We start from the raw sequence: 19,507 nt of genomic DNA on the forward strand, positions 1-19,507 counted from the left end.
TTGCCTAAAAATCAGTCAAAAAAAGGAAAATCATCTTTAAAGCCGAATTCCGAAAACCGAATTAATTTTTTATAGCTATCTTAATTTTTTATAAACGAAAAGAAGCTGTCCTTTTGAGACAGCCTCTCTTTTTTCAGGCTGCTAATTTGGTTTGACAAAAATTGTTAGCTCTATTTAGCTTTAAATAGATCGTTTCTAGTAAAAACAAGACTTTTGCCTTATAAGGTGAGTTCCATTTTTGGAGTTTTGCAATCAGTTCGGGAACGCCCAGTATATTGATACTGCGTTTGATGTTATAGACCAGCATAATCAGGCTGTGTTCTCCGTTTACCTTTTCTAATCCCGTTAAATTAGTGTGGTTGTAGCCCCATTGTCTTTTGATAGTCCCGAAGATATGCTCGTTGATTTCCTGTCGCTTGCGATAGAGTTGTGCATTTGCGTGATAGCGTTTATTATTTTCTTCTACGGCATCGGCATATTGACTGCGGTCTATATCCCGTCCAGCCGCCCTGCTGGTACATAACTGCTTTACGGGACATTCCCTGCACTTGGGTGTTCGGTATCTCTTGAATTCATAACTATCGCTATCGGTTTTCTTGTGCCAGTGACCTGTGGTTTTAAGGGTTTCTCCCTGTGGGCAAGTGTAGGTGTCGGTGGTTTGGTCGTATTTGAACTTTGATATCAAATAACCCTCAGCTATCTTTTCTTTATTTTTCCCCTGTTCGGGCTGTGCTACAATTGTAGTGATGTTCGCTTTTTTGCAGATTTCTATTTGTTTGCCATTATGATAGCCTTTATCTACCAAAGCAGTATATGTTTCTATGCCTAAATTCTCTTGTACTTCAATAGCAATGGCAGATAAAGCACTGCGGTCGTTCTTGTTGATGGTATGGGTGGCTACCACAAGATTGTGCTTGGCATCGACTGCAGCCTGCATATTAAACGAAATTTCAACCACTTGCCCTTGCACTAATAAGGCTCTGGCATCGCTGTCGGTAGTGCTTATTTGAGGTTCGCCGCTTACTTTTAGTTTTTCTTCCAGTAATTCATAGCGGATTTTGTTTTGTTTTAAACGTTCAATTTTTTGCTTGATGTTTTTGATTTTTTCAGGGTTCTGCTTTGCATCATTTTCTTCCAAAGCATCAAGATACTCCTGGGTTTTAGTTTCAATATATTCCAGGTGTTTGTCAATTTTCTTTTGATTAAAATTAGCTTTTTTACTGTTGTGAGCGCGGCTCTTGGTGCCGTCAATAGCAATAGTTTCTCCTGCTATTAATTCGGCATCTTTCAAGAACGAAACAAATGGCTTGAATAGTTTCTTCAATGCAACAGGATTATCTTTTCTAAAATCTGAAATCGTGTGGTAATTCGGACGAATGTCTTCCAATAGCCACTGCATCTCTATATTTCTAAAACATTCTTTTTCTAATTTTCGAAAGCTTCTTATTCCGTTAAGATAGCCGTATAAATAGATTTTTAAAAACATTTTACTGTCGTAGCTTGGACGGCCTTCACTCTTGATAGTTTGTACGGCAAAACCAAGTTTGGTAAGGTCTACAAAGCTCACAAATGCATCTATAAAACGTACTTGATTATCGAGTGCGATAGCGTCTTCTAAACTTGAAATACGCATCTGGTGGCGGGAAATTCCTGTGATATGTTGCATATCTAAAAATACGAAATTTCCTGTTTTAGCACAACTTTTTTGTTATATTTGAGGTAATACAAACGGAGGTTTTTTCACAGACTGACGTTAGCAGATAGTTTGAACAGAAATATCGCAGAAAAAATAATTAAAAACATAAATTAAAATATAGAAAATGGATAATGAATTAATTGTTGAGAAAAGTTGGTGGAAAAGAAATTGGAAATGGTTTTTACCAACTTCCTTGCTAGTTTTTTTACTTTTATTTGGAGTAATTTTAAGTTCAAGTATTGAAGGAAATGTTACAGATATTGCTCAGGCATATTCGGATAATTCACTTTATGAAAAAGCGATTGAGAAAGCAAAAACTAATGAAAGAGTTATTGAACTTATAGGAGAAATTGAACCGATAGATAAATTAGCAATTTTGGAAGGAAATGCGGTTTACTCAAACAATAATAATTCAGTCGAATTGTCAATAAGAGTAAAAGGAAATAAAGGAAAAGGGAAAATGGATATTTCTGCTGAAAAAAATGGAAAAGAATGGGAGTATAAAAAAATAAACATACGAATTAAAGAACCGAAAGAAGAAATACAAATTTTAAAAGATACGATTGTTCAAAAATAGTCGTAAAAACAAAACCATCTGCTAACAGCAGTTTGCAGAAATGGCGGGTTTTGGGCTTAATTTAAAGCTGGTTCCAAACTGGTGCTCGTTTGCAACGAGTACCTACATAAATTTAGATGAAAATAGTAGCGTTTGTAACGCGGCTATTAAAACAAAAAGTTCTTAGTAATTTTACTTATTTAGGCAATCTATCTAAAATCCGCGTTGCAAACGCTTTATTTAGTTTCCAGAAGTAAACAGGTACTCGTTGCAAACGAGCACTAGATTGAGGTTATCGTAAAGTTTTGATAGAGAATTTCAAGAGGATTTAGTGTCCTCTTTTTTTTTTGAAGTGGTTTTAAAGATGGTTTTGTCGTGTTTTCCCCGCTCCAGCAAGAATCCTTTCGTGTGGCTTTTGAAACCTATACTTTCTCAAATTCAAACAACTCAAAATAATAAAAAACTGAGAAACTAAGGTTTTTAGACCAAAAATAGTCTGTTATCAAAAAAGTACTAAATAATCAAATAATAAACCTTAGCCTCTCAGCGTTTTTATATTATGCTGTAATAGCCAGCTGATTCTGACTGAATTTATATTCCTTTGGACTACAATTAAATTTTTGCTTAAAGATTTTAGAGAAATAACTTCTGCTGGTAAATCCGATACAATACACTATTTCAGAAATATTTAAATCGGAATTTTTAATTAAAAATTCGGCTTTTAAAATTCGCATATGTGTGATAAAATCATTTACCGTTCTGTCATGAATCATTTTAAAACCTTCCTGTAACTTATTAGGTGACAAACCAGAAAGCTTACTAAGCGATTTTATAGTAAATGGTTCTTCCGGACTTTCTTTTATAAGATCTGAAAGTTTTTTTATTTCTTCCATCTCTTTTAATGTAAGACAACCAGATTCTTTTAAGCAGTTATTCATATCATCAGAATGCTGTTGGATTTCCATTGCAAGAATAATTTTCAGGATACCTTCTTTTAATAGATTACGAACAATTCCGGTTTCGGTAACGGCATTTAATTCCTCTATTTTTTCGGCTATTTTTAAATTATAAGAACCTACATAGAAAAAATTACCTGAAGGGTTCTTTTCGAAAAAAGTTTCTTTTACTTTACGATTCAAAAAATTATTTTCAGCAGAATCAGCATTTTGAGTCCCGACCACGATTAAAGTCACTTTCGTGTTGTTATTCTTTTCAAAAAACAAAATATTATCTTCATTTTGTCTGGATGAAACTATAGCTGTCTGAAACTTTTTCAGCCTTCTTTCAACACCGGACATTCCAAAACTATGTGCTAAATTTCCCTTTGAACAATAAGCGAAATATACCGGAGAGATATCCGGATTTCCGATACAGATTCTCACATCTTCAGAAAAAACCATATCAAATTGCAAACAGGAAACAGCATCACCAAAAGAAGATCCTACAATAGTACCTTTGGCAAAATTATTGCTGACTTCTAAACCATATTCATCTGAATCAAAAATTATCTTACCTCCTAAACTTTGGGTTAGCTCTTCGAATATATTTTTAATTTTATCGTTATGTATAGTTACTATTTTCATTTTGCTCGGATTTAAAATTCTAAAACTATTTTTATACCTTAAGAACTGATTTGCAATATTTTTCTTCTAATGTTGAATTTCAAAATTCGTTTAAAACACCTTCAAAAATGTTATATAATTTTTCAGATTTGTTTTATAATTACTTCTATTTGCTTTTTAAATAATGAAATATGGAAAGTTTTTCTTTTTCTCCTATCGCTCCCACTGATGCCACGATCTTAATTTTAGGAACAATGCCAGGTACAAAGTCATTGGAAATACAACAATATTACGGTCATCCACAAAACAATTTCTGGCGCTTTATATTTGAAATTTTAAATGAAGATTTTTCTAAAGATTATGAAACAAGAAAAAATCTTTTAATCAAAAACAACATCGCCTTATGGGACGTTCTGCAATTTTGTGAAAGGATAGGAAGCCTTGACAGTGCTATTAAAAATGAAGTAACAAATGATTTTGAGCTATTTCTAAAACAGCACCCAAACATTACAACCATCTTCTTCAACGGACAGAAAGCAGCTGCCTTTTTTAAAAAATATGTCACATTAGAAAATAAGTATGAGTTCATCACATTGCCTTCTACAAGTCCTGCTAACGTCAGTAAGACTTTTGAATCAAAACTGAATGAATGGAAAATCATTAGTCATTACCTCAAAGTTTGAATGATATAACATTATCAAATCAAAGTATAAAATATCTAATTCATGTTTAAATAATTTTACCATCATAAATTTTAAACATAAAAAATCATGAAAAAGATACTTTTAGCAAGCAAAGTAGTTTTAGGAGCAGGAATTGTTTTACTGAGTTTAAACTCTTGCAAAAATGAAGCAAAACAAGAAGACCCAAAAGAGGTTGCAGAGGATCAAAACGAAACAAAATTTGACTCCATAGATTCTAAAGAAGATGATTCTGAATTTTTAGTGGATGCAGCTGAAATTAATCTGGCTGAAATCGAAATTGGAAAACTTGCCCAAACAAAAAGTACCAATCCTGAAGTTAAAAAATTTGGTAAAATGCTGGTTGATGAGCATACTAAATCAACTGCAGAAGTTAAAGCCATCGCAGATAATCGTAATTTTTCATTGCCAACTTCTATCACTGAAGAAGGTAAAGACGAATACGATAAACTTAACGAAAAAACAGGAGTTGATTTTGACAAGAAGTTTGCCGATATGATGGTTGACGGGCATGAAAAAGCAATTGATAAATTTACTAAAGCATCTGAAACTGCTAACGATGCGGAAATTAAAGCATGGGCTTCAAAAAACGTGGTTGCATTAACTGCACATCTACAGCATGCTAAACAGCTTAAAGAGGCTTTAGATAAAAAATAATACCGAAAAACAGTACTTTACCGTATTGGTTGTTCATTTCTTTGGAAAAAAGCTATTTTTTTAAATAGCTTTTTTACGTTTCACCAAAAACAAAACCTATCATGAAAGTGCAATCTTATCAAAATCATATTCGATTTTATACACCACATCATTTCATCTATTACCCTGTTCTGATTGTTTTTCTGGCTTTTAGCATTTATTTTGCATTTACCACTCCCCAACACTTCATCTGGGGTTTCATTGCTGTAGTTTTTATATTCCTGTTTTGTCTCGCGTTTATGCTGCGCCAGCATTATGCCTTGATCTTACAAAACAGAATTGTTAAACTGGAACTTCGATACCGTTATTTTGAACTTACCGGAACCCGTTTTGAAACCATTGAACACAAGTTTACAGACGATCAGATATTTGCATTCCGCTTTGCGCCTGATGCTGAATTTTTACCGCTAATCGAACGCGCGCTTACAGAAAACCTTTCTGGAGACGATATAAAAAAGGCAATAAAACACTGGAAAGGCGATTATAACCGGGTATGATTAAATTACATTCAGGGTGTGCCACCATCCCGATAAGAGGGCAACATACATTGCTATTATTCGCCCTCTTATCGCGATGCTGTCGCGCTATCCGCATTACTTCGGTAATTTGCTTCTGTCCCTCACACGATACAGAACATTAAACAAACCCTGAAACTTAAAAAAAATATAGGAATAAACCTTTATAATGCTAATCTGTTTACCAAAACTTACATTTCCTTATTCTGAACTTTCCAGCTGCAGCACCACTTTCTGATAATGTTTACTCAACGAAAACAATTGTTCTGCAAAAATCATAATGGCAATCGGAACAAATAAAAATGTCAGTAAATTTTCTTCGTATAAAAAATAAGTGGTTACAATAAATATCCGGCCATATTCCAGATAATACATCCACTTTCGCTGTTCCAATAAAGCACCGCAATTTATCAGTGTAATTAGAATAAAAGACAAAACAAAAACTTTGTCCAAAAGATTTAAAAGCTCAAAATAATAAGTAAAAACAGTTAAGAATAAAGTACAGATTCCTAATTGAATATAAAGATAATTACGAAATCTCAGCCTTTGATGCGGATTGCTTTTATCCTGCAAAAAACGCTTTTCTAACATAGGCCGAATATCCTGATCCATATGGGCCGGACTTCCAAAAACAGCTTTCCATCTGGCTTTAAAGCCTTTGGATCGTTTCCATAATTCATAAATCTCGAAGTAATAATGCGAATGCTGCCACAAAAAGCTATAACTTTTTAACGGATGGGTTAAACCGTATTTTGGTTTCTCTTCCTCCTCCTGAAAAGTCCCAAAAATACGGTCCCAAAAAGTAAACATGTCACCGTAATTTTTATCCAGGTATTTTTCATCAGATGCATGATGGACACCATGGATTGATGGCGTTACAAAAACATATTCAAGCCACCTTATTTTTCCGATAAGCTGTGTATGCGTAAAAAAAGAATAGGCTCCATGCACAATTAACATCGTGATTACCATAGCAGGATGAAACCCGACGAAAGGAAGAATACACCAGAACCCTGTTCTTACGATTGCCTGTAAAGTGGTAATTCTGGCTGCTGCGGTAAAATTAAATTCTTCACTATGGTGATGCACGATATGTGCTGCCCAGAAAAAATTAACTTCATGTCCAAGCCTGTGATACCAATACCAAACAAAATCAGTCGCTAAAATCAAGGCAAACCATACAAAAACATTGCCCGGAATATCAAAAAGCCGGTAGTTATGATATATAAAATAATACAGCTGATAAAAACTCCCTGCTACAAAAAGATTAATTAATCTTTCTGCAATACCAATACTAATGTTTGAAACCGAGCTTTCATAATTAAAAATCTCAGGTTGCTTTCTGCGCTTTGCGAGTTTATATTCTAAAAATAAAAAAATGAAAAACGCAGGCATAGCAAACGCCAGAAAATGAATATGTTCCATTTTTTAAAAATTACTTTTTGACTGATAAACAACTTATTTATAATTCAATTCAAGATTTAAGTCAAAAGACATTTTCATTAATTACTATTTCTGACAACTAATGAAAATGTTCTTTTTACTTAATGGTTTCAATTCTTAATTCTGTTTGAATTTTGGTGATTTAAAAGCTACTTCTTTTACAGATTGTGTCTCTGCCACTTTTTGCAAAGCAATAATGTAGGCTGCAATTCTAGGGGTAACATTATGTTTGTCTGCAATTCTAAAAACAGTTTCAAAACCTTTTTCGAGTATATCTTCCAAACGTTTATTAATCTGATGAATTCTCCAGGACTCTAAAAGTGAATTCTGAAGCCATTCGAAATAAGAAACCGTTACTCCTCCTGCATTTGCGAGAATATCCGGCACAACCAAAACATTATTTTGATGCAAAATCTGATCTGCATCTGATGAAACAGGGCCATTTGCACCTTCTACAATAATTTTGGCTTTAATATCATTTGCATTTTGCTGTGTTATAACATCCTCTTTTGCTGCCGGAATTAGTACATCAACTTCCAGAAGCAATAATTCTTCATGTTTGATGGCTACCGAATTTGGATATCCTTTAATACTCTTATTATTCAGGTTATAATACAAAATCAATTCCGGAATGTTAAGTCCATCGGGATTGTAGAAAGCTTCTGAAACATCGCTGACAGCCACTACTTTTAATCCTTTTTCATATAAAAACAAAGCCGAATGCAAGCCCACATTTCCAAATCCCTGAATGGCAACTGTCGATCTTGCTGGTCTAAGTTTTAATTTTTGAAGCGCCAGAAGCGTAATAATGCTTACTCCCTTTCCAGTAGCTTCTACTCGTCCCAAAGAACCTCCGGAATGTAAATGTTTCCCTGTCACCACAGCATGAATCGTTTTGCCGTGAACCAAAGAAAATTCATCCATTAGCCAGCCCATTTCGTCAGGACCTGTCCCCATGTCCGGTGCAGGAACATCTTTTTCAGGACCAAAAATATCTGCTAATGCTTTTGTGTAGGCTCTGGTAATTTTCTCTAATTCTGTTTTTGAATGCTCTCTCGGATCGCAAATGATTCCGCCCTTAGCACCTCCAAACGGAATTCCTGTTACGGCAGATTTCCAGGTCATCCAGGCTGCCAGTGCTTTTACCTCATCAAGGTTTACAGCGGTATCATAACGAATGCCACCTTTTGATGGCCCTAAGGCTGTGTTATGAATAACACGGTATCCCTCAAAATTTTTAGTTGTCCCGTTATCAAGTGTGATCGAAAAATTTACAACAATTTGCTTTTCCGGTTTCTGCAATTTCTGTCTGATCGATTCATCAAGGTTTAAGATATCGGCTGCGATATTAAAACGGTCAATCATTGACTGAAAAGGATTCTGTTTAATTATTTCTAGGCTCATATTTTTTGGTTTAAGATTTGATTCAATTGATTTTGAAACTTTATATTTTAAATTCTTCTGCTCATTGGCAAAAGAGTATGGATGCATTTTCTACACTTAATTGCTAGAAATACAACATGGAATCTTCGTAAGAATACATCGCATGTGCGTATTAGTATATTTATTTGACCTCATATCTATGTTTTTAAATAAATTCGAAAAAAAGCCTTTCATGGGTATGAAAGGCTAAAAAAAAAAAATAACTAACAAGTACTTTCTCTATTAACGCCATTTCAGGACATGATTCAACATGCAGCACATCGCTAAGCTGCATCTGAAAGACATCATATTTCGATTATAGTTTTTCATTGTTATGGCAAATTTATAAATATATTTTATAAATCCTATAGAATTGGTAGAGTTATTTTTAAAAAAAGTTAAAAAACTTACACACACGTTGTAAATTAAGGTATTATAGATTAACAAAATTTACTTAATTTGAGAAAAAACAATAAAAATAATTGCAATTAAAGCTAAACTGATTCCTAAAAAGTTCATTTTGGATAATTTCTCTTTAAAAAAAAGTACTCCCACAAGACTTCCCAAAACAATGACACCCATATTCATTCCGGCAAAAACAGTAGAAGGATTTTCAGAAAATGCTTTGTGCGCTTTAAGGTAAAACAATATGTTTCCAAAATTAAAGAGTCCAACCAATCCTCCAAAAAGGATATTTTTAGTTTCTAACTTTACTCTTTTCACTACAGCATTATAAATGACAATTCCCAAAGAGATCAGTAAAGCGATACAAAAAATAATAAATAAAGAAGTTGTATAAGGCAGAGTGCTGTAAAGTGCAATTTGTTTAAAAAGAATATCGATTACTCCAAAACCTAATAAAACAATCGCAGGATAAATCCACTTATTCTGTTGGTTTTCGGAAGGTTTTCTTAAAATACATAAAAGAGCTAAAAAGCCAACCGAAAGTCCAATTATTTTATAAGAATTAAATTCTTCCTTAAAAATAAACCAGGCTGCCAGGATCGGAATGAAAAGAGATAAACGCTGGGCCGCATCTGTCTTTACTATCCCCATATGTTTGATAGAAGCTGCTAAAAAAAGAAAAATAACCGGCAGCAAAATCCCTACCGCAGCATAAATATTCCATGGATCGTTTTTGGAAACCTCATCCAGGTTTGGACAATAAGTCAAGTAGCAAAATAAGAGAGCAAATACATAATTAAAAGAAATAATCTGCACCGGATTACAATTGTAATGACGGGTTAATTTAAAAATTATCCCAACTGTCACACTGCAAATAATACTTAAAATCAGAAACAACATACTCCTTTTTTCTGCAAAAATAATATTTTAAAATCATTCAAAAAAAAGTCCGCACAGATGATAAATCCTCCGGACAAATATTTAATTTCTATATACCCGTTGGTTGAAATAGATAAAATAGCTTCATTTAAGGATTAAATCTAATTTGATCTGCGAAAATCCTTTAAAATCTGCGTGAAATACTTTTGCGTATTAATTTTTCACGCAGATTTACACAGATTAAAGCAGATTTAGACAGATTTATATCTAAGTTGATGCGACAGAATTGAAAAAAAATAAATTTCACCCAACCGGTTTCTATATTTTAATTTTTAGCTCCTACTATACTTTTTTGCTTCCTGGAAAAAATATGGTGTGAATTGAAAACAAGTACAGCCATAAAAATAATACTGTATGCCAGGATATGCAATGGCGTAATTTTCTCTTTATAAACGAAACAAGCCAGCCCAAAAGCAATCATTGGATTGATATTCAGCAACATTCCGACTGTTGAAGAATTGATTCCCGATAGTGCATATAAATTCAGGAACAATGGTATAATTGTAAAAAATATGGCTATCGTTTCAATACAAAAATAAAAAGTGAACTCTGTAGGTACAGGACCACTATACACCGGATAAAACGGCAATAAAAATAAAGCCGCCAATGTAATATGAAATGTCAGTACAATAAACGTATCAAAACCTTTATTCACACGCTGACTTACTAAGTAACAAGCATATGTAAATCCGATAATGATGCTAAAAAACATATCCATAATATCAGTATAGGATAACAACAAACAGCCTGAAATACTTAATCCAACTGCGAGCCATTGTGTTTTTTTCAGTTTTTCATGTAAAATAAAATAGGCCAGCAAAGTTGTTAAAATGGGACAAACCAAATAAGCCAGCGAAGTCGCTTTTACACTAACATGATTCATGACATAAATAAAAGTAAACCAGTTTGCCATCAGAAAAAAGCTTCCTCCAATGTTTAATAAAATGGTTTTCCTTTTTCCTGAAGGGGATAAAGTACTGAAAATCTCAATCGTTTCCTGTACTTTTTTTCTTCTAAAAGCAAATGAAATCAACAGCATTAAAATACTGCAGCTAAAAACACGATAGAATAAAATATCCAGCGAAGCATATTCATGTATTGGTTTTAGCACAAGGCTGAAAAAACCCCAGGTCGTGTAAGCTGTAATCGCAGCTAAATAATATTTTGTTGTTTTCATGGGATTTTTTGTTTGATATTTTGATACAGCAAATTTCATAAAAATAAAACAGCAACACAGATACAGTTTTTGTAAATTGCAGCAGAACAGTTTTTTTTATGAAAAATTCAAATTATCTCTATTTACAGTTTGCGGATGTTATCGAAAAACAAATAAAGTCGGGTCTTTTAAGCGTTGGGGACAAACTTCCCTCAATCAGGGAAGCCTGCGCCGAAACAGGCTACAGCATGAGTACCGTGAGCAAAGCGTATTACGAAATTGAAAGCCGTTCGTTAATCGAATCAAGACCGCAATCAGGTTATTATGTAAGTAATATTTCGGCAAGAAGCGTTCCTGAGCCAACTCCCAGCTCACCTATTCTGACCACTCAAAATATTGACCGTGAAGATTTAATCGATCTGGTTTACGGAAATATGACCAATACGAAAGTTACCATGCTTTCGCTGGGATTTCCATCCAATGAACTTTTCCCTATAGCGAAACTAAATAAAGGCATGATTCAGGCAATGCGACAGTTACCCAACAGCGGAACCAGTTATGAAGAAATGCTAGGCAATGTTAATCTTAGAAAAGAAATTGCCCGCTGGTCATTTAACTGGGGCGGTACTTTAACCGAAGAGGATATTATTACCACTCCGGGTTGTGTGAGTGCTATTTCGCATTGCTTGATGGCCATAACAAAACCGGGCGATACAATTATTACAGAAAGTCCGGTTTATTTTGGCGTACTGCAGCTGGCCAAATCATTAGGTTTGCATGTGATGGAATTACCAACCAGCATAACTACCGGAATTGAACTGGAAGCTTTAAAAAAGGCTATTTCTTCAAAAAAAATAAAAGCCTGTGTATTAATCAGTAACTTCAGTAATCCGTCAGGAAGTATGATGCCAAACGAACATAAGGAAGAAGCCGTTCGTTTGATGGAATTACACAATATTCCGCTGATTGAAGATGATATTCATGGTGATTTGTATTTTGGCTCAGCCAGACCAACAAACTGCAAAACGTATGATAAAAGCGGAATTGTAATGTGCTGCAGTTCGGTTTCTAAAACTTTAGCACCCGGATATCGCGTGGGATGGGTTATTCCGGGGAAATTTAAAAAAGAAATTTTACGTACAAAATTATACCACACCATCTCCTCTCCTACCATTACGCATGAAGTTGTGGGTGATTTTCTAAAAAATGGGCGATATGAAAATCATCTTCGTAAAATTCGCCAGATTCTGAATCATAACTGCAATAATTATATCAACACGATTTTAGAATCTTTCCCAAAAGGTACAAAAGTTAGCCAGCCTCAGGGCGGTTTTTTCCTTTGGACAGAACTTGATAAAAAAATAGATACTGCCGAATTTTATCATTTGGCCATGAAGCACAATATCAGCATTGCACCCGGACGAATTTTCTCTTTTCAGGATCAATTTTCAAATTGCATGCGACTGAGTTTTGGCTTGCCATGGACAAATGAATTAAGACATTCCATCCAAACATTAGGCAAACTGGCTCAGCAAACTTTATAAGTACTTTGCATAAAAAATAAAACCGGACAGTACAACTACTTACTGTCCGGTCAACAATTAAAACCAAGAATTAATTTACAACACGTAATAAGCGTTACTGTCCGCTTTTTTTGATTCTTCTTTTAAATCAAATTCTTTAATGATATCGAATTCACTTTGATATTCATTCAGCATTTGTTTAATATTTTTTTCGATTGTATTTGCAATAGTCGTAACAGGCGTATCTGTTGGTCTGTTTTCGAAAGGATCCTGCAAATGAATCGCCATTTTTTCGATTAAAAAGAAAGCTCCGGCAATTGCCGTAATTAATGGAATTGCAAACCAGCTCAATACACTTGTTAAGCCAAAAGGCAGTAATAAAATAAATAAGCACAGTGTTAATCGAATATACATACTATAGGTTGTTGGGAAAATAGTATTCTTAATTCGTTCACATTTACCCATTTCATCACATAATCTCGAAAGTGTATTGTCAATTTCTACTTGTTGATACATATTAATACGCTTATCGTTTTTTGCATTTCGAAGATCTCTTGCATGCAGCATCAAAATAGCATTTGGTACGTTTTGGTGATTTTTTATATACTTTATTTCTTCTTCACTCAAAAGGCCTTTAAGCGGTTTTATCGCATCCCTGTTTCGAAGTGACTGACCTAAACTATAACACCATGCTATCTGTCTTTTGGCAAAATTCTCCTTAAATTCACTGGCCTCAACAGAAAAATCAGGGTCTTTATAAAATGTCAGTACCTGACGAATTAACGTTCTTGAATCATTTACAACAGCTCCCCACACAATTCTGGCTTCCCACCATCTGTCATAAGCCTGGTTTGATTTAAAAGCTAATAACAACGATATAATAGTTCCAATCATGGTTGGAATAGCTATTGGAATATCTACGGGAAGCGTAACAAAATAGTGGTGAAAAACCTCAAATACTATAGTGTAGGCTGCTACAAGTCCAAGTTCTACTTTAATTTTCCCGAGAACGTACTTCATTGGTATTCTTTTCTTTAATAACATATTTTCGGTTTTAAATTAATATTGAGTCCTTAGTGATTAGTCCTTAGTAATTAGCTTTGTAGTTATTTCATATTGCCCCGAAACACTAATCACTTTTTACTAATTACTCTTCACTAAAACAATTAAACCAGCTCTTCGTATAATGAAAGTACCGGAAGTCCCAGTTTCTCATTAATATGCTGTTTTTTTACTTTTTTGAATTTGATTTTTTCTCCTTTGCGGGTTTCAACTAATAAATCAATCTCGTATTTTGAAATTGCTTCAGATAAAGGAGCTATATTTTCGTAATCTTCAGTTTTTGAAGCCTGACTTACAATTTCATAAGAAAAATTTTCATTAAGAAACTGCTGAACATCTTTTACATGCACATTAGCGCTGCTGGTTTCTATATAAAGTGCTTTACTGAAATCTTTGAATTGTTCGTTACCCAAATGCAGAATAGGGCATTTTTGATTTCCTGCTAATTGTACCAGATATTGGTGGATACGTTTGGTTTCCTGTTTATAAGAATGTGGCAGAATAACTAATTTTATAGAGAAATTTTCAATCACCCTTCTAAAAATAGGTAATGAAAGTCCGTATTGATTATGGATTTTAAGTTTGCAGTTTTTAGTATGATCAATCAAATATCTGCATGTTGCTAAAACTTCTTCCTGACTTTTAGTAAGTCCGGTTCGCATTACACGCAAAAAATGAGAGGATGAAAATGAATCCGGCGTTTCGGCAACCATCATCAAAATAATTTCACACTCCGATTTTTTTGACTGGCTGATTGCCGATTTTACAGCAGAAATTGTATCGTCTTTTAAAGTCGTAGGTATCAGGAAATTTTTCATATGTATAATCTTTTAGTTTATACAGACAAAATAACAACCTGATAATTAGAGAGGTCTTAATTTAAAATTAGAATTTTCTAAGATTCAACATTAGAATTTTTAATGTTCTTCTTTTTGTCTTTTGATTTTTTAAAAATAATCGTTACAATCGTGCCTTTATTCTGTTCCGATTGTACTTGTATTTCTCCATCATGCATGCGGATGATTTTGGAAGCCAAAGGAAGCCCCAAGCCATAACCGATATATTTTGCTGCAATTTTACCACGGAAGAAAGGTTCGTATAAGTGCGGAATATCTTCTGGCGGAATGCCGATGCCAATATCATTTATCGAAATTTTAATCGCATCATTATTTGCGGAAAGCGTTACAAAAACCTCATTATTATCAGAATATTTTACACCATTGGTAATAATATTATTGATTGCCAGCTCTAAAAGTGGCTTGTTACACGCAATTAACAGCAAATTAGAGTCTGTTGGGGCAAAATTAAGTTTAATACTAACCCGGTTGTCCGGAAAAATCTTGTCCAAATCTGATTTTACCTCCAACAACAATTCATCGATTCGGGCAATATCCAAAACCTGTTTATTGCCATCGTAACCTGTCTGAGTGAGTTTAAGTAGACTTTCTGTAAGGTTGCCTAATTTAGATGCCTGACTATAAATATTTTCTAAAGACTGAACATATTCTTCTTTTTCACGCTCTTTTAAAAGCATAATTTCAGCTTCGGCAATTATAGTTGTAATAGGCGTTTTTAATTCATGGGATGCATTATTGATAAAATTTGCCTGGATTTCAAAAGAGGTTTCCAGCCGGTCTAACATATCGTTAAAAGTATGTGTTAGGTCTGAAATTTCATCTTCGTTTTTAACTTCTGGTAATCTGTTATGAAGATTTGATGCGCTGATTCTGTTTACTTCTTTAGTAATTCTGGCTACCGGGTTAATGACACGCTTTGCAAGGAAGCGTCCTAATATGAAAGCCAGAAATATAAATCCGATACCTCCGAAAAGTAATATTTTTACAATGTAAACGGTTGTGGTTTTTCCTCTACGGTCACGAGCACCAACAATTACAATGTATTTTTGATTTCTTTCTGTAAAAACCTGCCCCAGATAATATTTACTGTTAATTTCAAAATAATCTTTTCCGGTTTTTAGAATATTGGAATAAAATTCATTCGGCAGATTCAGTTTTGTATTGTAATCAAAACTATTCGCACTGTTTATTTTAAGAACATATTCTTCTTCTTCGATAAGTTCTTCGAGTCCGTTTTTCTTTAAATTACTGTAATATTTTATTTTTTCAGGATCATGCTGAAAATGAATAGAAGCCACAATTTTGGATCGGTCTTCGAGCCTTTTTAAGAAATGGTAGCGGTTATTTTCCCTGAATAAAACGAATACTATGACACTCAATAGTAAAGTACTAAAGGTAGAAAGTGCTACGTAAGTAAAAGTAATTCTTTTCCTGATATCCATTTATAGCTGTATAACGTAACCTAAACCTTTCATGGTATGAATAAGTTTAGTTTTGTAAGGTTTATCTATTTTTTTTCTTAAATAGGTGATATAAACATCCACAACATTGGTATTCATATCAAAATTGATATCCCAGACATTATCTAAAATCTGATCTCTGGATACAATTCTGCCCGTATTCTTTGCTAAATAATATAATAATTTAAATTCCTTGGCCGTTAAAACAATCGGTTCGCCATCGCGTTTTACTGTTTTGGCTTTGCCGTTTATTTCGAGATCACCAATTATTATCGTATCCATTTTTTCCGTATCCTGATTGGCTCTTCGGTTTAAGGCATTGACCCTTGCATCGAGTTCTCCAAATTTAAATGGCTTCACCAGATAATCATCCGCACCCGCATTGAGTCCGGTTACAATATTTTCTGAAGTCCCAAGCGCTGTTAAAAGCAAAATTGGAACGAAATTTTTGGCGGCACGCAATCTTCTGCAAATTTCAATTCCGTTAATATCCGGCAACATTACATCCAAAACTACTACATCAAAAGTATAATTATGAATCATCTCTAATGCTGTAGTACCGTCAAGGGCCACGCTGACATCGTTATTATTTTCAGCGAATCCTTTACGTAAAATAGAAAGCAGATTTGGCTCGTCTTCAACTATGAGTAATTTCATCAGAATATGTGTATTGAAACAAAAATAAGCATTGAATCGCAAAATAGGTTACTAAACTTAAAATAAAAAAACCTGACAACATTGCTGTTATCAGGTTTTTAAAATTTTATCAATTATAATTTACTAATATAACTTCCGTACATATCTTTAAACTGATGTCCGGTTGCAAAACGGTCTTTGCTTAGTTTTTTATACTCTACCAACGCCCATAAAACAAATTCTTTCATGAAATAAAGATCCTTTTTATCCAGTTGTGGCTGGTATTTTTTGATCAGAACATCCAAAGGAGTTACTTCATCTAATATAGCCTGATATTCAGCGTCTGAAGCTTCATCTAACAATTCGAAACCGCTTTCTGCAAAAAACCATTCTATTAAATCAGAATAAGGTGTTTTCTCTCCGGGTTTTTCTAATTTTTCAATTTTCGGAAAGTAATCTGCAAACAACGTTTTAATTGCAGAACCAATTAAATTCTGTGCTACCGCAGCAGCTCCCTCCTGCTCCCCTTCGTAAACCAATTCTACTTTTCCGGTAATAGCCGGAATGATTCCGATAAAGTCTGATAAGCGAAGTGTAGTTTTCTCAGCACCAGAAATTAAAGCACGTCGTTCTGCAGTACTTATTAAATTTTCAAAAGCTGTAATACTCATTCTGGCACTTACACCACTTTTATTGTCTATATATTCGCTTTCACGGGCTTCAAAACTAATTTGTTCTAAAATATCCCTTGCCAGACCCGGAACATAAACAGTGTCTGCCTGGTTTTGATCTAATTTAGACTCCTGCTCTGTAATGGTTCTGGCAACAGCTACACTTTCCGGATAATGTGTCAGGATTTGAGATCCAATTCTGTCCTTTAAAGGCGTTACAATACTTCCACGATTGGTATAATCTTCCGGATTTGCCGTAAAAATAAACTGCATATCAAGCGGCATTCTCAATTTAAAACCACGAATCTGAATATCGCCTTCCTGTAAAATATTAAATAGTGCAACCTGAATTCTGGCTTGTAAATCCGGTAATTCATTGATCACAAAAATACAGCGATTCGCTCTCGGAATCATTCCGAAGTGAATTACGCGATCATCGGCATACGAAAGTTTTAAGTTTGCTGCTTTTATTGGGTCAACGTCTCCGATCAAATCGGCTACTGTAACATCTGGTGTTGCCAGTTTTTCGAAAAAACGCTCGTTCCGGTGCAACCACGAAATTGGAGTCTCATTGCCTTTCTCTGCAATTAAATCTTTCGCAAAACGGGAAATCGGATTCAGCGGATCATCATTAATTTCTGAGCCTTCAACAAACGGAATATACTCGTCTAATAATTCGATCATTTTACGTGCCAGGCGTGTTTTTGCCTGCCCGCGAAGTCCTAGTAAATTGATGTTATGACGAGAGAGGATGGCACGTTCCAGTTCAGGAATTACGGTATTTTCAAATCCGTGAACTCCTTCAAAAACAGGCTTGCCGGATTTGATTTTTTCACGAAGATTGTTTCTTAACTCATCTTTTATACTCGTACTTTTATATCCTGCAGCTTTTAACTGACCTAATGTTTTTATATTGTTTATTTCCATTTTTTATTGAAATATCGATTGTTGTTTAATTATATGGATTGTTTTAGATGCACTGCTGTACAATCTCTACAGGAAAATCTTTAAACCTTTGAAACTTATTTAACTCTCTTTTTCCTATTCGTTTCATAATCTTCAAAAATCATTTCTCCAAGACCTTTCAGTCCGGTGTAAAATGCTTTTCCCTGATTGGCTTCGGTAAAATGATTTACAAATCGCTGCAAATAAGGATCCCTGGCAATCATAAAAGTCGTAATCGGGATATGTAATTTTCTCGCCTGCTGTGCCTGAGTGTAACATTTATCCACAATATACTCATCCAGACCATTGCTGTTCATATAATAAGAACCATCACGCTCGCGCACACAGCTTGGCTTCCCGTCTGTAATCATGAAAATCTGTTTGTTGGTATTTCGCTTTCTACGTAAAATATCCATCGCTAACTGCAATCCTGCAACGGTATTGGTGTGATAAGGCCCAACCTGAAGATACGGTAAATCTTTAATCGGAATTGTCCATGCATCGTTTCCGAAAACCAGAATGTCTAATGTATCTTTTGGATAACGGGTTGTAATTAATTCGGCCAAAGCCATGGCAACTTTTTTTGCCGGAGTGATTCGGTCTTCGCCATACAAAATCATACTGTGACTGATGTCGATCATCAAAACCGTACTCATTTGTGCTTTGAATTGTGTTTCTTCAACAACCAGATCATTCTCGGTCAGCATGAAACTTTCAACGCCGTTATTGATTTGTGCGTTTCTGAGACTTTCTGTCAATGAAATACGCTCTAAACCATCACCAAAATTAAATTCACGAAATTCTCCAGTATGCTCGTCACCGTTTCCGGCATGTTTGGTTTTATGATTACCGTTTCCGGCACGTTTTAAATTCCCGAAAATCTGATCTAAAGCCTGTTGCCTGATAGCGCGTTCTGTTTTTGCCGTGATTCCAAAACCAGATGTACCGTCAGGTTTTGCTTCGTCTTTTATATAACCTTTCTTTTTTAAATCGTCGATAAAATTATCAATCGTGTAGTTTTCGTCGGTTAGCTTATATTCTTTATCCAGCTCCCGAAGCCAGTCTATAGCTTCATCAAAATCACCCGAAGTATGAGTAATCAGTTCTTTGAAAATACCAAAAAGCTTTTCAAACGGAGACTGAAAAGGTGCTTCGTAAGTCTTAAAGTAAAAACCTTTTTTAAATTCGTTTTTCATGATTCTAAAATTAATCTTTTTTGAAACTATGAAAAAAGAAACAGTTATTAATTTTTAGTTAAAGTA

17 protein-coding genes are annotated in these 19,507 nt (G+C 34.4%); 5 read left to right on the plus strand and 12 right to left on the minus strand.

The genetic code is table 11. The annotated features are described in order from the left end of the window. Nucleotides 1–133 precede the first annotated feature (133 nt). Entirely contained in the window at nt 134–1,666 is a 1,533-nt protein-coding gene (locus K8B81_RS10630; protein WP_223681418.1) for an IS1182 family transposase, read from the minus strand. 154 nt (nt 1,667–1,820) lie between these two features. On the opposite strand from K8B81_RS10630, the gene K8B81_RS10635 reads away from it, so the two are divergent. Next, on the plus strand, nt 1,821–2,273 hold the full coding sequence (locus K8B81_RS10635) for a cytochrome c oxidase assembly factor Coa1 family protein (RefSeq protein ID WP_223681419.1): 453 nt from the start codon (nt 1,821–1,823) through the stop codon (nt 2,271–2,273). Nucleotides 2,274–2,809: 536 nt separating this feature from the next. Here K8B81_RS10635 and K8B81_RS10640 read toward each other — a convergent pair. Then, entirely contained in the window at nt 2,810–3,835 is a 1,026-nt protein-coding gene (locus tag K8B81_RS10640) for a helix-turn-helix domain-containing protein (RefSeq protein WP_223681420.1), read from the minus strand. A gap of 170 nt (nt 3,836–4,005) precedes the next feature. Here K8B81_RS10640 and K8B81_RS10645 point away from each other — a divergent pair, with 170 nt between their 5' ends. The 3 genes from K8B81_RS10645 (at nt 4,006) to K8B81_RS10655 (ending at nt 5,708) form a co-directional block, all read left to right on the plus strand. Next, nucleotides 4,006–4,497, plus strand: coding sequence for a DNA-deoxyinosine glycosylase (locus K8B81_RS10645; RefSeq protein WP_223681421.1), 492 nt, complete (start codon nt 4,006–4,008; stop codon nt 4,495–4,497). Nucleotides 4,498–4,584: 87 nt separating this feature from the next. Next, nucleotides 4,585–5,172, plus strand: coding sequence for a DUF4142 domain-containing protein (locus K8B81_RS10650; protein WP_025572641.1), 588 nt, complete (start codon nt 4,585–4,587; stop codon nt 5,170–5,172). A 101-nt stretch (nt 5,173–5,273) separates the two neighbouring features. Further along, the gene (locus tag K8B81_RS10655) at nt 5,274–5,708 is read left to right on the plus strand and encodes a DUF6526 family protein (RefSeq protein WP_223681422.1); all 435 of its coding nucleotides are present in this window, start codon (nt 5,274–5,276) and stop codon (nt 5,706–5,708) included. A 219-nt stretch (nt 5,709–5,927) separates the two neighbouring features. On the opposite strand, the gene K8B81_RS10660 is transcribed toward K8B81_RS10655, so the two are convergent. The 4 genes from K8B81_RS10660 to K8B81_RS10675 form a co-directional block, all read right to left on the minus strand. Beyond that, on the minus strand, nt 5,928–7,151 hold the full coding sequence (locus K8B81_RS10660) for a sterol desaturase family protein (RefSeq protein WP_223681424.1): 1,224 nt from the start codon (nt 7,149–7,151) through the stop codon (nt 5,928–5,930). 135 nt (nt 7,152–7,286) lie between these two features. Further along, the gene (locus tag K8B81_RS10665) at nt 7,287–8,573 is read right to left on the minus strand and encodes a Glu/Leu/Phe/Val family dehydrogenase (RefSeq protein WP_025572644.1); all 1,287 of its coding nucleotides are present in this window, start codon (nt 8,571–8,573) and stop codon (nt 7,287–7,289) included. 468 nt (nt 8,574–9,041) lie between these two features. Then, nucleotides 9,042–9,896 (minus strand): DMT family transporter, encoded by an 855-nt coding sequence (locus tag K8B81_RS10670; RefSeq protein ID WP_025572645.1) that lies wholly within the window; start codon nt 9,894–9,896, stop codon nt 9,042–9,044. A 304-nt stretch (nt 9,897–10,200) separates the two neighbouring features. Then, entirely contained in the window at nt 10,201–11,112 is a 912-nt protein-coding gene (locus K8B81_RS10675) for an EamA family transporter (RefSeq protein WP_025572006.1), read from the minus strand. A gap of 98 nt (nt 11,113–11,210) precedes the next feature. Between K8B81_RS10675 and K8B81_RS10680 the strand changes: the two genes are divergently transcribed. Then, nucleotides 11,211–12,635, plus strand: coding sequence for an aminotransferase-like domain-containing protein (locus K8B81_RS10680; RefSeq protein ID WP_025572007.1), 1,425 nt, complete (start codon nt 11,211–11,213; stop codon nt 12,633–12,635). A gap of 75 nt (nt 12,636–12,710) precedes the next feature. On the opposite strand, the gene K8B81_RS10685 is transcribed toward K8B81_RS10680, so the two are convergent. The 6 genes from K8B81_RS10685 to K8B81_RS10710 form a co-directional block, all read right to left on the minus strand. Continuing rightward, the gene (locus K8B81_RS10685; protein ID WP_025572009.1) at nt 12,711–13,658 is read right to left on the minus strand and encodes a bestrophin family protein; all 948 of its coding nucleotides are present in this window, start codon (nt 13,656–13,658) and stop codon (nt 12,711–12,713) included. 122 nt (nt 13,659–13,780) lie between these two features. After that, nucleotides 13,781–14,494: a hypothetical protein gene (locus K8B81_RS10690; RefSeq protein WP_223681427.1), complete on the minus strand. Its 714-nt coding sequence runs from the start codon at nt 14,492–14,494 to the stop codon at nt 13,781–13,783. 77 nt (nt 14,495–14,571) lie between these two features. Next, the gene (locus tag K8B81_RS10695) at nt 14,572–15,975 is read right to left on the minus strand and encodes a sensor histidine kinase (protein WP_025572011.1); all 1,404 of its coding nucleotides are present in this window, start codon (nt 15,973–15,975) and stop codon (nt 14,572–14,574) included. After that, the gene (locus tag K8B81_RS10700; protein WP_223681428.1) at nt 15,976–16,650 is read right to left on the minus strand and encodes a response regulator transcription factor; all 675 of its coding nucleotides are present in this window, start codon (nt 16,648–16,650) and stop codon (nt 15,976–15,978) included. Nucleotides 16,651–16,763: 113 nt separating this feature from the next. Next, complete coding sequence (locus tag K8B81_RS10705; RefSeq protein WP_223681430.1) at nt 16,764–18,227, minus strand: AAA family ATPase; 1,464 nt, start codon at nt 18,225–18,227, stop codon at nt 16,764–16,766. A 95-nt stretch (nt 18,228–18,322) separates the two neighbouring features. Further along, nucleotides 18,323–19,441, minus strand: coding sequence for a vWA domain-containing protein (locus K8B81_RS10710; protein WP_223681432.1), 1,119 nt, complete (start codon nt 19,439–19,441; stop codon nt 18,323–18,325). Between the last annotated feature and the right edge of the window lie 66 nt (nt 19,442–19,507).

Origin of the sequence: Flavobacterium hibisci (assembly GCF_020026925.1) — a bacterium.
Lineage (GTDB): Bacteria > Bacteroidota > Bacteroidia > Flavobacteriales > Flavobacteriaceae > Flavobacterium > Flavobacterium hibisci.

Coding starts and splice junctions, on each gene's coding strand:
- K8B81_RS10640 (WP_223681420.1), bottom strand. CDS start 3,835: ATGAAAATAGTAACTATACATAACGATAAAATTAAAAATATATTCGAA.
- K8B81_RS10700 (WP_223681428.1), bottom strand. CDS start 16,650: ATGAAATTACTCATAGTTGAAGACGAGCCAAATCTGCTTTCTATTTTA.
- K8B81_RS10705 (WP_223681430.1), bottom strand. CDS start 18,227: ATGGAAATAAACAATATAAAAACATTAGGTCAGTTAAAAGCTGCAGGA.
- K8B81_RS10665 (WP_025572644.1), bottom strand. CDS start 8,573: ATGAGCCTAGAAATAATTAAACAGAATCCTTTTCAGTCAATGATTGAC.
- K8B81_RS10690 (WP_223681427.1), bottom strand. CDS start 14,494: ATGAAAAATTTCCTGATACCTACGACTTTAAAAGACGATACAATTTCT.
- K8B81_RS10685 (WP_025572009.1), bottom strand. CDS start 13,658: ATGTTATTAAAGAAAAGAATACCAATGAAGTACGTTCTCGGGAAAATT.
- K8B81_RS10660 (WP_223681424.1), bottom strand. CDS start 7,151: ATGGAACATATTCATTTTCTGGCGTTTGCTATGCCTGCGTTTTTCATT.
- K8B81_RS10655 (WP_223681422.1), top strand. CDS start 5,274: ATGAAAGTGCAATCTTATCAAAATCATATTCGATTTTATACACCACAT.
- K8B81_RS10680 (WP_025572007.1), top strand. CDS start 11,211: ATGAAAAATTCAAATTATCTCTATTTACAGTTTGCGGATGTTATCGAA.
- K8B81_RS10670 (WP_025572645.1), bottom strand. CDS start 9,896: ATGTTGTTTCTGATTTTAAGTATTATTTGCAGTGTGACAGTTGGGATA.
- K8B81_RS10675 (WP_025572006.1), bottom strand. CDS start 11,112: ATGAAAACAACAAAATATTATTTAGCTGCGATTACAGCTTACACGACC.
- K8B81_RS10650 (WP_025572641.1), top strand. CDS start 4,585: ATGAAAAAGATACTTTTAGCAAGCAAAGTAGTTTTAGGAGCAGGAATT.
- K8B81_RS10695 (WP_025572011.1), bottom strand. CDS start 15,975: ATGGATATCAGGAAAAGAATTACTTTTACTTACGTAGCACTTTCTACC.
- K8B81_RS10710 (WP_223681432.1), bottom strand. CDS start 19,441: ATGAAAAACGAATTTAAAAAAGGTTTTTACTTTAAGACTTACGAAGCA.
- K8B81_RS10645 (WP_223681421.1), top strand. CDS start 4,006: ATGGAAAGTTTTTCTTTTTCTCCTATCGCTCCCACTGATGCCACGATC.
- K8B81_RS10630 (WP_223681418.1), bottom strand. CDS start 1,666: ATGCAACATATCACAGGAATTTCCCGCCACCAGATGCGTATTTCAAGT.
- K8B81_RS10635 (WP_223681419.1), top strand. CDS start 1,821: ATGGATAATGAATTAATTGTTGAGAAAAGTTGGTGGAAAAGAAATTGG.